The following is a 12,825-nucleotide window of genomic DNA, read 5'->3' on the forward strand; positions in this document are numbered from 1 at the left end:
TTTGTAGAAGAACATATTGCATTATTAAATGCTTCATGATTTTGATTTCAATCAGAATTAATTTAGCTTTAGAAGTCAAATTTTTGAAGTAAGAAATAAGGTTTAGTTACAATAAAAATAACAGCAATTTAATGGCAAAAAGAGACCCAAGACAGACAGCAATCAATAAGAGAAACAAGGAAATGTCTTTAAAATTAAAAACTCTTTTACCTGCTGTCTTAAACTCAACTGGAATAAAAACAGTTCAATCCTTACACGGACTCATAGGACATAAAAATGAATATTTCATCGATGTTAAAAATGAAATAATCAATTCGGAAGAAGAATATGTTACCAAGTGGTTGAGTGGATTAAAGAAATCTGTTAGCGAAATTCCTAAACATTTTAGAACAACCGAAAACTCTAAATATTACATATTCAAATCAATTCAATTCAACAAGGATTTTAGAGATTATTTATACTTGTTCCTACAAAGAACTTTCTTGAGGAATATCAATGCCTATACAAAAGCTAGACCTAAAATCGAAGAATCTGAAATTTGGATTGGTCAAAATAATGCTAATTATGGAATTTTAATAACTCCACGATTTAACGGAGACAATTGGGAGAATGATAAAAGTGAAATCAGGCATTTTAATAAAAAATATTGGAGTATTGGTCATATTTTAGAGACTGGATTGTTAGTTCCTTTTAGTGAAAGTAAATTTGAATTTAAAACAATAGAAGAATATCTTAATTTCTTTAAAAATGTGATTGTTAGAAATTCTGGCTCTAATTATGAAATTAAAATTGCAGAGAAATATTCCGAATTTGTATTAAATCATTCTTCTCCAAATGAAATTCCTTTATTGATTCCTGAATATCGTTATGAAGGATTAACAAAAAAACACGTACATAGGTTAGACTTCACTATTATCCAAAGTACAGATCTAAATAAAATTGGCTTTGAATTATCACCTTGGTCAACACACGGAAATTTAACGGGAGTTAAGAAGAAAACTCAAAAAGCAGTCAACAAAGAAGCAAGTGGAAATTTTGAAAAAGAAATCTCTAAATTGAGAAAATATTTTAAAAAGTATAATATCTATTCTTTGATATACTCGGATGAAAGTCTTAAAGATTTAGATTCCATTTTTGAGGATATGAAATCCTACTTAGAACCAAATACATCAGACAGACAATTAAAGCTTCATATTTATGATGAAATAATGAGTAGTAACTTATAAAAATACAGTACTAGAACGAAAACTGTGTAAGTTTTAAATTTATACAAATATGAAGAAAGAAGATTTATCTAATGACGAGTTTTTAAAGCAGTTTAAGACTGGCGAAGAACTAACTGACTGTTTGAAATAAAATATGATAACTCGGCTCTATGTTAATACGAAAAGTTAGTATCTTTTTACACGTTACTTTTCATGCACAAGACGCTTAATCACAAATTTTATAGATTCTATTTTCCTTTTTGATTGCTTTCAAATATGTTAGTTAAGTCAAAACTCTTTGAGAGATTCAATGTAATGATTGGGTCTTGTCTAAAACCCCAATAACGTCTTATATCTCCACTTAGTTTTATTCCGAACTTTTTCTCCATTAGGGAAAACTGAATAGAACTAAAAGTTTTACTACCATCATTTCCTCTTATAGGAAATCCTGAATGACCTAGACCAAAAGTAGGATTGAGCAATACTTGAATATGCTTATTATTATACAGCATCGGAAATCCAATACCAATATAACTACTAAAGTATTTTCTGGTTTTGGTTCCTGTTCTATTACTTGCTATTTCTCTTTGTAGCGTTAGATTATTAGCTAAAGAATCTAGCGATACTTAGGCAGTTTCTAGTGGAAATATAAGTTTATCTTCATACGTATATTTTTCTTTACGCTGTATTAGTTCAAAATTTAACGATGCAAATATCTCAAAGCTTGAATCTTTTTCTTTGTGCTTTTTTATAGTAAAAAGAATACCCGCATAGAATCCTAAGTTTTCATAAGAAACTGTTGGAGTGCTAGAAACTTGAAGTGTAACAATTGTCAAAGAATCATTCGTTATTGAATTTTCTTGTATTTCTACAAGAAGTAAATCTCTTTCTTGTTCTTCTAGTGTTGAAACACTATTATTTTTATAGATTCTGCCTCTTAATCCCCATTTTTTCCAAACTAAATTAGGAAGAAACACATCTATTTCGGAATAAAAACTATTCGCTTCAAACCTGTCTTTTAAATCAAAGTTTGTTCCTATATGCAAATTGTATTTTCTTTCTTTTATTTTTTGATAAGCGTTTTCATCTTTAGTATCAGTAACAAAAACATCATGTGTCATTTGAGTTAAACTAATACTTTTGTCTGCTTTAGCTAAAGCAAATTTGAAATTCAACACATCATTATTTTTAATTGAATCTTTGTTTATAGGAAATCGAACTTCTATATTTCTTTCATTGGAATTAATGACGAGTTCCTTAGATACTCTTTTGATCATTATTTTCTTTGAATCTTTATTATCACCGCTTATTGTAAGATCAATATTTATAAAAAAAGTTTCATTAGGATTCTTCACTTGTTTTGAAGTTACTTGAAGAGCTAAGTCTATATAGTTTTCTTTTAAAACCAAAACTATAAAAAGTGAAAATGGATATTACTAGGGTTATCAATATAGCAAAAAAGGATTTTTCTTTTTATTAACTAGGAAAAACCCTAAATTGAAGAACGTTTATAATTGATAGTTTTACATTATTATTAATCTTAAACACAATATATTATGGAAGTTACGTACCAAGAATTATTAGCTGAATTATATTCGGGGAATCGAAATCCGAAATATAATGACTACAATATTAAAGAAGCGCTTTTGGGAAGTCATGAGATTTGTCTAGAAAAATTTAAGAACAAATATTGGGGAAATGATCAATCAATTTAATAGAATTTCCTGCAATTTGCTCTAATTCAGTTTTATTAAAAGATAAGTTTCTCCAAACTGCTTTTACAGTATTGTTTCTTATTTCTATTTTAAAACCTCTTTTTGTTTAAAATTTCTAGATATACCGTTTCATTAATCTGCAAAAAATTTGGAATCCTCTCTTAAGAAGTAATTTTGAACAATATAAATTAAAACTATTATCGAAATGCCCAACACCAATAATTCTAAATAGGTAAATAATTCAAAAGGAATATTATAATGCTAAGGGTCATGAATACAAAAAGCTAGACTGCCATTTTTGAATTAAATTAATTAAATGACACATAACTTGATCATTTCCTGAAAAGAAATGATTTGCATTTTTTATTATAACTCTTTTATTCTTTGGGTTAATACTTGACTCAATTCCCTTTCTTGAAACGTCCAAATCTCCAATATTATCTTTACCAGAGTTTACAAAAAGAATAGGAGATTTAATAAACTTTATTAATTCTAGAGTATTAAATTCAAATATATCAAAAAACATTTCTGGATTAACTTTATATCCTTTTGGAAATAAAAAAGTTTCTTTATCTAATATTTTCATTCCAAATACTTTGGGATATCTCTTTTCATTATTCCCTGAAAGATTTAAAAGTACAATATTATCTACTAATTCATTAATCTTCTCTATCGCTTTGATTGTTATTAGTGTCCCCAGGCTCTGCGAAATAATTGACACCTTGCCATTATTAGTAGAATTATTAATACCCCATTTAGAAACTTTTACTAAATCAATAACAGCTTTTGATGCTCTGAAATCATTAAAGTCACCATCACTATAACCGCAATTTCGATAATCAAATAACAATGTACTATATCCCAAAGAATTTAATGATTTAGCAATTTTCATAAAAAGGCGATGATTCTCAAGACCATTAATCATAAACCCATGAGAAAATATTATTAAAGGTTTGTTTTTACCTTTAGCACTATCTCTTACTTGTAAGTGCAAAGCCTCATTGAAACTAACCTGTAATCTTTTGTGAATGATTTTTATATTCATATCGATTTAACTACTCTAAAACCTTGTCTTTCTACTTGAATACTTGGAATATCCCTCCCTCTATAAGAAGATCTTGAACGTAAAAGTGATGCATTATAATAACCACCTCTGGTAGATCTCATATATTTATTCCCCAATTCCAAATTTTCACGTATTGCTATTTTGTCTAAAGGATATTTAAACAAATCTCCATCAATTATTTCAACTACACTACTACACCATTCCCATAAATTCCCCACCATATCAAATGGATATTTTTGTTTAGGTTTTAATTCTAAAGAAAAAGCTCCTACTGGAAGTAATTCATGAAAACCTCTTTCCAAAGTATTCACATTATCAAAGTTAAAGTCATTACCCCAAGGAAAAATAGTTTTCTTTCCTGATCGTGCTGCAACTTCCCATTCTATTTCAGTCGGAAGTCTTATTGTTTCTTCTGATATGTCGCTAAACCAATTGCAGAATGCAATTGCTTCATACCAGCTTATTTTATTTTGAGGGTAACTATCTTTATCATAAGTGAAGAATCTAGTTGATCCAAAATTATCTCTCCAATTAATTCCTTCCTTCGTCCAATATTTATCAATAGTATAACCCTTATTTAAGAAAACGTTAAACTGTTTACAGGTAACAGGGTAATAAGACATTTGGAAAGGAAATAAATCAACTTCATATCCAGGGATTTCTCTGTCAAAATTCCACTCTTCACTCTTAGATTTTTTAATAATTTCCACTAACTCCTCATCTAAACCGACAAAGCCATTCTTGTAATTTATATTACACCAAGCAAATTCAGGAATCCCATTTTCATCTAAACCAACACCAAATCTATTATCTCCAATATTCATTAGTGCTTTTGATATATCTAATACTTGGCTTGACTTTTTCTCTCTATTGTGGTTGTAGAACGAGTTTTTAACTTCTTTTACAATTGTCTTTAAAGATGGTTTATCACTTATTTCATTTACCTTTAAACCTTGATCAATTATAATTTTTGAAATTACCAAATTTTTATCATTAGTTTCCATATCGGATAAACATAAATCTTCAATAATTGACCAAATCTCTCTTTTTTTACCATTCTTATTTAAAATGTCACACAATAATATTATCACTTCTTTCCAAGTCTGAAATGAAGTTTTCAGCAATGAAGTAATTTGATTTTCATAGTTATCTCTTGTAAGAAGATAAGAAGCAGCAAGAAACTCAGCAAAAAGCCTATGTGCAAATCTATATTTTCTTTGAGCCGGTGATGATAATATTCCTGTTCTTTCACTTATAAATGATAAAATTTTATGAGAGACAATATTAGGAGCTATTTCGTATAACTCATCAAGAATGATGTTCCTATTTATAAGAATATTCTCTGACTCCTGTTCATCCCCTTCTTCATGATATAAAGACTTGTAAGCAATAATCTGCAATAATAGAAGTACTTTATCCTTTCCACAATTCAATATATCTTCTATAGTTTTGTTATTTTCATTTTTCAAAGACCAATTTTGCATCAATAAATTTATTGAATGTTCTAATAAAGCAGCTCTACCAGTTGGTAATTTAGACCTTTGATCTTTTATAAATAATAACGATAACAAAACAACAAATAAAGGTTGTTGTCTTAAACTAGTGGGTATTCTATCTAAATGGTCTAAAAGTAAATTGGATTTAGAATCCAATTCTTTATTATTTTCAACATTTAGCATTAATATTGATTTAATGATATTTAATGATTCCGAACTATTTAAAGGTAAAATTCTTAAAACAGCAAACCCTTCTAGAGACCATCCAGAATATCCAGCTGGTCTTGACGTAACAATTATTCTACAATCTGGGAAAGTTCTATTTAAAGAATTTATTAATGATATTATCTGATCCCTTCGTTTTTCAAGGGCATCTTCTATTTTATCTGAAACCATAATTTCATCCAAGCCATCAAAGATTAAAATACTTTTACCCTCCTGGATTTTTTCCTTAATATAATTCCAAACATCAGAGTCAGATTCCATTGTAATCTTACGTTCCAGATGTTTTAAAAAGTGATTATAAGATGCCCGTTCATCCAATTGAGGGAATAAATCACTAGATACCAACTCTTTTACTTCAGTATAAATAGGAACAACATCTCTTTCTGTCCAAGTGTTTATATTTTCATATTTTATTGATAAGGTAGCATCAATTACGTTTGATATTTTTGAACAGGCTAAAATTTTAGCTATTGTAGATTTCCCACTCCCTGGACTACCTAATAAAACAACTCTTTTAAATAAATGTAATGCCGCAATAACTTCTAAATTAGCTACTCTCTTTTTAATCCCTTCACTCCACAAGGTTGATGCTATTATTGGCCTTTTAATTAACCTTAAACCATAAGGCAATTCACAATTTTTAAATAAAAAGTCTTCAAATTTACTCTTGATATCATAAATGAAATCATTATACAAAATATTATATTCTGAACAGATACCTTCCTCCTTTAATTCAAAAATCATTGAAGAAGTATCATTCACGATGAAATTAATTATTTTGTCATCCTCTATTTCCACATCTATTTGCAAATTTGACCTCAAAGAGACGAATAAATTTATCAGCTCCATGGATGAAGCATTTAAATTTGGGTACAAATTATTTCTCTTAATGACTCCTAAATTATCATAGAGCTTAACATAATATTGCTTTACTTTATTTCTTAATTTTGATTCTTTTTCATTCATCAACCACACGCTTTACATTTCCATAATGATCTCTAATTACTTTTGTACCTTCTTCAGTTTCAAATAACACTTTTGTCAATACTACCTCTTCTAATATACTTACATCTAATAATGAACTTAACTTTAAAGATATTTTATCTTTTGGCATTACTAATCCATACGAATCACCTGAAATATTAACATGCTCATGTTTTATGATGAAAACTTTCCAACTATATAAAGGAGTTTTAAGATCATTAAACATTGTTAACTCATAATCAATAATGTTTTTATGTACAGGATCTTTAATCGTTTTAACCCAAGAATATACTTTGCTTTTGTTTTCAAGTTCTTTCAGATCATCTTTTTCATACTTTAAATTCAAATCCTTTTTTGTTGTTTTTAAACTTTCTATAGCAATGATTATTGCTACCCCAGTAAACATACCGCTAATCCAACCACCTATAGAACCTATATTCTCAATATCCACTCTTCCTCTTGGAAATAAGGATAAATTATAATAATCAATTAAAATTAAAACACAAACTAATACTACTAGAAACCACCTAAGGTAAACACTAATCCAAATTTTTTTTAAGTAAAACATTAACATATTCTCTTAGATTTTTTTATGTTTAAAATCGCTTTAATACCTTCTTTCCTTCCTAGTTCATCATTAAAAATATTCTTATTACTTTCATATTCAACTGCCATACCCCATTGAATTTTTAATAATACTTCTTCATCTGAATCTTTTGAGGTTATATAGTCCAAGCAACCAATCGTTTTTAATTCTGGCCAACCTGAATTGTCTCTTCTCATTAATATAGGTTTTCTAAAATAATAAGCTTCTCTAGCCAACCCACCTGAATCTGTGATAACCATATCCGTTTTCGATAGTTCTTCTAAAAGTTTTATATGAGACAAAGGCTTTATAAATTTTATTGTTTTTCCTTTTTGTCCATTTTTAATTACTTGCTTGATTAATCTTTTATTTCTTGGGTGAATAATCCACATAACATCATAACTAATCTTTCCCATTAGTTCAAAAAACCTTTTATAAATTTTGTAATTCGAATTATATGGTCTGTGCAAAGAAATTAATATTCTTTTTTTCACATTACTCGTCTTTCTTTGTATTTTATTCTTTACAATTAAATTTTGATAATACTCATAAAAAATATCTCCCGATTTAATTACATTTAAAGAATTTTTCTCATCTATGAGACACTTATATGCACGGGTAGTTAAACATAATTTTAAATCAGCTAACACATCAGTAATCAGAGAGTTATAATGTTCAAATTCAACCAATTTCCGTCTAGCGCCAGCCTCAATATGAATTAATGGCATCCCTGTTAAATATGCTGCAAGACTCCCTATTAATGTTGGATTAGCATCTCCAAAAACAATAACTTTAAATGGCCCATTTTTTTCAATAAACCCAACTAAAGTTGATAATGATCTTGTGAAAATTATAGTTGAATCATCCTTTTTATTATACGTCTTCGGTTTTATCACTTTCAAGTCTAACTCTTTTAATATTTTTTTTGACATTGAAGATGAAAAATGTTGTCCCGTATCGTATATAACGATTTGATTCTCTTGGATTTTTTCTTTTTTTAAAATATATACTAATCCAGCTGCTTTTATATATTGTGGCCTAACACCTGTAACTAATAAGTATTTAAAGTTCATTTCTAATAACTCTCAAATTAAGTTTCTTATTTTTATATTTTTGACAATCAACTTCAAAATCTTGTACAACTTTTTTAAACGAATCAATTAGTTTAAAATTCAATAAAACATGATTTTCAATCGATTTAATTAGGTCTTCAGAAAATCCATTTCTTTTTAACCCTATATAATTAATTTTTAAAAAACTGGCTGGAACTCCAACAACTACAGAAAAGGGATATACATAACCTTTACAAGCACAATTCATTCCTACCATTGAATATGCTCCGACAACTGATCTTTGATGAAAACTTACTCCTAAACCAATATTTGCATACTCACTGATAATTGTATACCCAGCCAAAGAAACATTAGATGAAAGAATAGCATCTCTTTTGATATGACAATCATGTCCAATGTGTGAAGAAGATCCTATTGAAACATTATCTTCTATTAACGTAACCGCACTTAAGGATGGGTGTATAGATAAATATTCAAAAAAAGAACAATTTGAACCTATAACTACTTTATTATTTGGGTTAAGTACTTTGTTCTTTTCCCACTTTCGAGGTTTTACAATTTGTCTACTTGGAAACCCTATTGTTACGCCTGGAGCAAAATAGTTGTTATCTCCAATTACAGTATTCCCAATAATACTAACATTTGGAGAGATAACATTGTTTTTTCCAATAACAACACCTTCACCTATAAAGGCTTTATCAGATATTTTATTCATCAATATTCCTAGATTTTATTCTTGCTAAACATACTTCAACAAATAGAGTTGTGTTCTCTTGAATGGTATTCCAACCTCGTTTACCAAAACCTTTCTCTGGTAAAATCTCAAAACACCTTTGAGATCCTGCTGATCTCATCCCTTTTATACCATCATATATACCTGGTAATAAATTTTGTTTCGAAAAAACTATTGTTATAGGGATATCAGGGTTATAAGTTTCTTCTATATACTTCCCCTTTGCAAAATCCTCCTTAGAAAGTGCTATCCTATAATAAATTTCTATTTCATCACCATCCATTACTATAGGACCATCTGAAATTTTTATATCTTCACATTTCATGATATACTAGACTAAACCTCTAAATTCTTCAATTGTTAAATTATATTTTGATTTAATTTTTAAGCAAATATTATTATAAGACTCATTAACCTTCTCTAAAATATCTTTATTATCATCTAAATCAACTCTTTCATTCATGAGAGCAAGAATTTGCTCCTTTTTTGTCGCTCCTATAACAGATAATTTAACTGCAGGTTGTTTCCCAACCCAATAAACCACTAACTTTTCTAGACTTACACCTGTTTCCTCTGCTAAAGGAATCAATTCTTTTTCCGCCCAATTTCTTATTACCAAATACTGTTCATTATTATATTCAAACTTTTTACTTCGCAAATCGTTTTCGTTCCAATTTCCATTATTTGAAGGTCTAGTAGTTAGTAACCCTCTCTCTATTACTTGAAAAGGATTAAGTCCAATACCATTATTCAAACAAAATGTCTCTAGTTGCCTTTGGGAGCTTTGGTGTAATAAAGAAAAACGATTCTGAACCAAAGTCAAATCACAACATTGATTAAGAATTCTCAACGAATACAAGTCAACATTAGAAACCCCTATAGACTTTGTAAAACCTTCATCTTTCAACTTTTGTAAGTTTTCACCTAATTCTTCAAGTCTAATATCAGATGGAATGATGTGAGATTGTAATAGGTCTAACTTATCAATATTTAGTCTTTTCAATTCATTCTCTGCTTGAAATAATAAGTGACTCCATTTTCCTGAACGCATTTTTTCCCCATTACTTCCAACACCAGTAACACATTTACTCGCTATATATAGTTTGTCTCTATTATAATTTTTAAATATTTGACCTAAATCAACATTTTTTTGTGGGTATACAGGTGCAGTTTCAATGTACTCACCTCCATTCAAAATAAAGGCATCTACAATTTCTTCTGCTATATTCTGATTTACTTCCGAAAAAACATTCGAAAAAGGAAATGTCCCCAGACCTACTTTTTTTTTAAAATTCATGATATCCATTACTTAATTTAACAATTTTTAACTCCAATTAACGAAAGTTATTTCTTAAATATAAGATTATTTCTAGAATAAAACAATTATCAAATCTGAGGTGTACCAAAAAAAAATTAATTATTGACTATCGATTTATCGTAGATATATATTTTATGATAAAAAAAGAATAAAGAGTATTATGAAAAAGGACAGTCCGCTAGAATAATAAATAACTTTGTTTATTTATCAGAAAAATTGAACTCTACCATCCGATATTTAAAACGTTTTGATCATACAAACTTTATATTCTAATATTCCTAACATGACATTTGAGAAGGATTATAAAGATCCTCATTATGAAAGAGAATCTTACGTTTCTAAGTTAGGTAGATATAATAACATGCATTCCCCGTCCTTTCTATATATACTACAAAGCTAAAGTCTTATTTTAAAATCTGAAATATGCAGTTTACAAAATGCTTACATATAAATCAATATATTTTTTAAAAAACTAACAGCCAAACAACAAATTTAGTCCCTCAAAATTACATGCAGAGATCACTAAACCATAAGTTTTTTGATTTTCAATATATTAGAATGAAAAATATTTTAGGAATTAGATTAAGGGAGTACCTTTATTTAAGCTTTCATAAGAAAAAAAATAACTCACTAAATATCAGTGAGTTAATTTCAACTCCCAACCTTCAAAGTTCGAACTTTTTGGTGGAGGATTTGAAGGCTATCAGCCAGTTTGCAGAAGAACACGCTGCATTATTAATCGCTTCCTAAAATTTTGATTCCGTCTATTTATTTGACCTCAAGCGCTTTAATACATGTTGCTTACGGCTTTCCGTAAGGTTTATTTGAATATTGTATATATATTGGAAAAAATCTTTATAAAAAAAGGTTTTCAATAATGAAAAAAACAAGGATTAATTTATATGTACAGAAAGGTTTTGAAAACTTAAAAAACTATTAATAGATATTTTCATCTAATTTTATAATTAGTGATACTATATCTAATAAATACTAAATCAGATGAAAATAAAACTAATAGCTGGGATTGCTTTTTCACTATTGCTTACTTCTATGTCTGCTCAGGAAAAACAAAATAAAATTGATGCCTTCGTACATAATGATTCGATTACCCATAAAGAATTCAGGCAAATTCTCAATTTACAATTTTCAAAATTAGTTACAGGCAACACTTTTTCTAATATAGGCAACTATGCATCGATTAAAACAACTGATAAGTCTTTAAGCCTCTCTGCTAGTATTTTAAATAAAAAAGGGAACATAATATCAATTGAAGCTTCTGGAGGAGCAACAGAAGGTGTTACAAGTTTTTTTAATAATGGTGATTTGAATACCAATATCTCTGGAAAGTTAACGTATCATATCCTTATTAATCCTTTTTCAAATAATACGATCAAGCGAAATTCATTTGAACGAGATAAACTAAAAGATGAGCTTCAAAAAGCTGAAGACAAATATAGAACTGATACAATAGCTATATATCATAAAAAAGAATTATTAGATTTAAGAATTAAAATTGATAAGGCTGTAACTAAAAAAGCAGTAATTAATGACTCACTTAGTACAGTTTTAGCAAGACATAAAACAAATCCAATACAAAAATTGAAATTTAAAATAGATAGTCTCCTTTATGAAGTAGATAAAATTGAACTTGACTTAATATTATTCGATAGAGAAAAAAAGAAAATAGAAAATGATGAGTATTTTGAAGCAAAGCTAGAAAAAACAGAACAAAAATATGATAAAGCCATAATAGAGAATGATAAAAAAGTGATTAATCAAGCAGTTGAAGGAATTAGTCTATTTTGGTTTTCTATTGGTTATGGTATTAGAAATGATGGATTTAAGCTATTTGACTCATCATTAGATTTTACTAATCAAGTCAAGAAAAAAGAAGCTTTAACTCATCAATTTAATATCGCTATTTCGCATTATAATTGGGAGAGTTTCTCTAACAAGGACACATATTGGTCAGCTGGAGCTAGCTATAAATTAGGAAATAATTTGACTTCGCTCGATAATATTAAGGTTAAAGATTTTGAAGAAGTATCTACCAATCCAAATCGAGAATCATTTTCAGAGCAGAGTGTATTTGCTGGTGATTTTGAAAATGATCTGAGCGAGTTAAAAGTATTTTTCGATTACTATAGGTTTTTTAAAATTTCTAATACTAATAGTTTTGCATTTCATTTAAACCCTATAGTATTAATAAGAGAAAACAACAAGCCAACTAGTTCCATATGGACAGGGATTGTTTTACCTTTTAGAAAATTTGATGACACATCATCGTTCTTAAATCTTGAGATTTTCTATAGTTTTAATGATCTTTTCAACACCGCTGATAGTAATGATAGTTTAATAGGAAGAAATACTATTGGCTTATCAGCAACCTTTCCTATTAATTTTTTTAAACCTAAAACTGACTAA

General features: G+C 28.3%; 13 protein-coding genes. 4 read left to right on the top strand and 9 right to left on the bottom strand.

Annotation, left to right across the window (positions count from 1 at the left end):
- The first annotated feature begins 131 nt into the window (after positions 1–131).
- Positions 132–1,226, top strand: coding sequence for a hypothetical protein (locus tag ACQ654_RS21015; RefSeq protein ID WP_430412309.1), 1,095 nt, complete (start codon positions 132–134; stop codon positions 1,224–1,226).
- Between the two features lie 227 nt (positions 1,227–1,453).
- Here ACQ654_RS21015 and ACQ654_RS21020 read toward each other — a convergent pair whose 3' ends face one another.
- The gene (locus ACQ654_RS21020) at positions 1,454–1,717 is read right to left on the bottom strand and encodes a hypothetical protein (protein ID WP_430412310.1); all 264 of its coding nucleotides are present in this window, start codon (positions 1,715–1,717) and stop codon (positions 1,454–1,456) included.
- Positions 1,718–1,831: 114 nt separating this feature from the next.
- A complete protein-coding gene (locus tag ACQ654_RS21025; protein ID WP_430412311.1) occupies positions 1,832–2,614 on the bottom strand; it encodes a hypothetical protein in 783 nt (260 codons plus the stop codon).
- 147 nt (positions 2,615–2,761) lie between these two features.
- Between ACQ654_RS21025 and ACQ654_RS21030 the strand changes: the two genes are divergently transcribed.
- The gene (locus ACQ654_RS21030; RefSeq protein ID WP_430412312.1) at positions 2,762–2,920 is read left to right on the top strand and encodes a hypothetical protein; all 159 of its coding nucleotides are present in this window, start codon (positions 2,762–2,764) and stop codon (positions 2,918–2,920) included.
- A gap of 268 nt (positions 2,921–3,188) precedes the next feature.
- Here the strand turns inward: ACQ654_RS21030 and ACQ654_RS21035 are convergent, their stop codons facing one another.
- The 7 genes from ACQ654_RS21035 to ACQ654_RS21065 are packed head-to-tail and all read right to left on the bottom strand — an operon-like array spanning position 3,189 to position 10,380.
- Positions 3,189–3,965: an alpha/beta hydrolase gene (locus tag ACQ654_RS21035; RefSeq protein ID WP_430412313.1), complete on the bottom strand. Its 777-nt coding sequence runs from the start codon at positions 3,963–3,965 to the stop codon at positions 3,189–3,191.
- Positions 3,962–6,673, bottom strand: coding sequence for an SUMF1/EgtB/PvdO family nonheme iron enzyme (locus ACQ654_RS21040; RefSeq protein WP_430412314.1), 2,712 nt, complete (start codon positions 6,671–6,673; stop codon positions 3,962–3,964). The genes ACQ654_RS21035 and ACQ654_RS21040 overlap by 4 nt, the downstream gene beginning before the upstream one ends.
- Positions 6,666–7,259: a hypothetical protein gene (locus ACQ654_RS21045; RefSeq protein ID WP_430412315.1), complete on the bottom strand. Its 594-nt coding sequence runs from the start codon at positions 7,257–7,259 to the stop codon at positions 6,666–6,668. The genes ACQ654_RS21040 and ACQ654_RS21045 overlap by 8 nt, the downstream gene beginning before the upstream one ends.
- Positions 7,259–8,350, bottom strand: a complete 1,092-nt coding sequence (locus tag ACQ654_RS21050) for a UDP-N-acetylglucosamine 2-epimerase (RefSeq protein ID WP_430412316.1) — start codon at positions 8,348–8,350, stop codon at positions 7,259–7,261. The genes ACQ654_RS21045 and ACQ654_RS21050 overlap by 1 nt, the downstream gene beginning before the upstream one ends.
- Complete coding sequence (locus ACQ654_RS21055; protein ID WP_430412317.1) at positions 8,340–9,065, bottom strand: hypothetical protein; 726 nt, start codon at positions 9,063–9,065, stop codon at positions 8,340–8,342. The genes ACQ654_RS21050 and ACQ654_RS21055 overlap by 11 nt, the downstream gene beginning before the upstream one ends.
- Positions 9,058–9,408: an FKBP-type peptidyl-prolyl cis-trans isomerase gene (locus ACQ654_RS21060; protein WP_430412318.1), complete on the bottom strand. Its 351-nt coding sequence runs from the start codon at positions 9,406–9,408 to the stop codon at positions 9,058–9,060. Before ACQ654_RS21060 ends, ACQ654_RS21055 begins: the two co-directional genes overlap by 8 nt.
- A gap of 6 nt (positions 9,409–9,414) precedes the next feature.
- Positions 9,415–10,380, bottom strand: a complete 966-nt coding sequence (locus tag ACQ654_RS21065) for an aldo/keto reductase (RefSeq protein ID WP_430412319.1) — start codon at positions 10,378–10,380, stop codon at positions 9,415–9,417.
- Positions 10,381–10,959: 579 nt separating this feature from the next.
- Between ACQ654_RS21065 and ACQ654_RS21070 the strand changes: the two genes are divergently transcribed.
- Together ACQ654_RS21070 and ACQ654_RS21075 are read left to right on the top strand one after the other, a co-directional pair.
- Complete coding sequence (locus ACQ654_RS21070; RefSeq protein ID WP_430412320.1) at positions 10,960–11,151, top strand: hypothetical protein; 192 nt, start codon at positions 10,960–10,962, stop codon at positions 11,149–11,151.
- A gap of 249 nt (positions 11,152–11,400) precedes the next feature.
- Positions 11,401–12,825 (top strand): hypothetical protein, encoded by a 1,425-nt coding sequence (locus tag ACQ654_RS21075; protein WP_430412321.1) that lies wholly within the window; start codon positions 11,401–11,403, stop codon positions 12,823–12,825.

Source organism: Kordia sp. (assembly GCF_965283645.1).
Taxonomy (GTDB): domain Bacteria; phylum Bacteroidota; class Bacteroidia; order Flavobacteriales; family Flavobacteriaceae; genus Kordia.

Excerpts from the sequence above, each read along its gene's own strand:
- ACQ654_RS21015 (WP_430412309.1), top strand. The coding sequence starts at position 132 with ATGGCAAAAAGAGACCCAAGACAGACAGCAATCAATAAGAGAAACAAG.
- ACQ654_RS21020 (WP_430412310.1), bottom strand. The coding sequence starts at position 1,717 with ATGCTGTATAATAATAAGCATATTCAAGTATTGCTCAATCCTACTTTT.
- ACQ654_RS21030 (WP_430412312.1), top strand. The coding sequence starts at position 2,762 with ATGGAAGTTACGTACCAAGAATTATTAGCTGAATTATATTCGGGGAAT.
- ACQ654_RS21035 (WP_430412313.1), bottom strand. The coding sequence starts at position 3,965 with ATGAATATAAAAATCATTCACAAAAGATTACAGGTTAGTTTCAATGAG.
- ACQ654_RS21040 (WP_430412314.1), bottom strand. The coding sequence starts at position 6,673 with ATGAATGAAAAAGAATCAAAATTAAGAAATAAAGTAAAGCAATATTAT.
- ACQ654_RS21045 (WP_430412315.1), bottom strand. The coding sequence starts at position 7,259 with ATGTTTTACTTAAAAAAAATTTGGATTAGTGTTTACCTTAGGTGGTTT.
- ACQ654_RS21050 (WP_430412316.1), bottom strand. The coding sequence starts at position 8,350 with ATGAACTTTAAATACTTATTAGTTACAGGTGTTAGGCCACAATATATA.
- ACQ654_RS21055 (WP_430412317.1), bottom strand. The coding sequence starts at position 9,065 with ATGAATAAAATATCTGATAAAGCCTTTATAGGTGAAGGTGTTGTTATT.
- ACQ654_RS21060 (WP_430412318.1), bottom strand. The coding sequence starts at position 9,408 with ATGAAATGTGAAGATATAAAAATTTCAGATGGTCCTATAGTAATGGAT.
- ACQ654_RS21065 (WP_430412319.1), bottom strand. The coding sequence starts at position 10,380 with ATGAATTTTAAAAAAAAAGTAGGTCTGGGGACATTTCCTTTTTCGAAT.
- ACQ654_RS21070 (WP_430412320.1), top strand. The coding sequence starts at position 10,960 with ATGAAAAATATTTTAGGAATTAGATTAAGGGAGTACCTTTATTTAAGC.
- ACQ654_RS21075 (WP_430412321.1), top strand. The coding sequence starts at position 11,401 with ATGAAAATAAAACTAATAGCTGGGATTGCTTTTTCACTATTGCTTACT.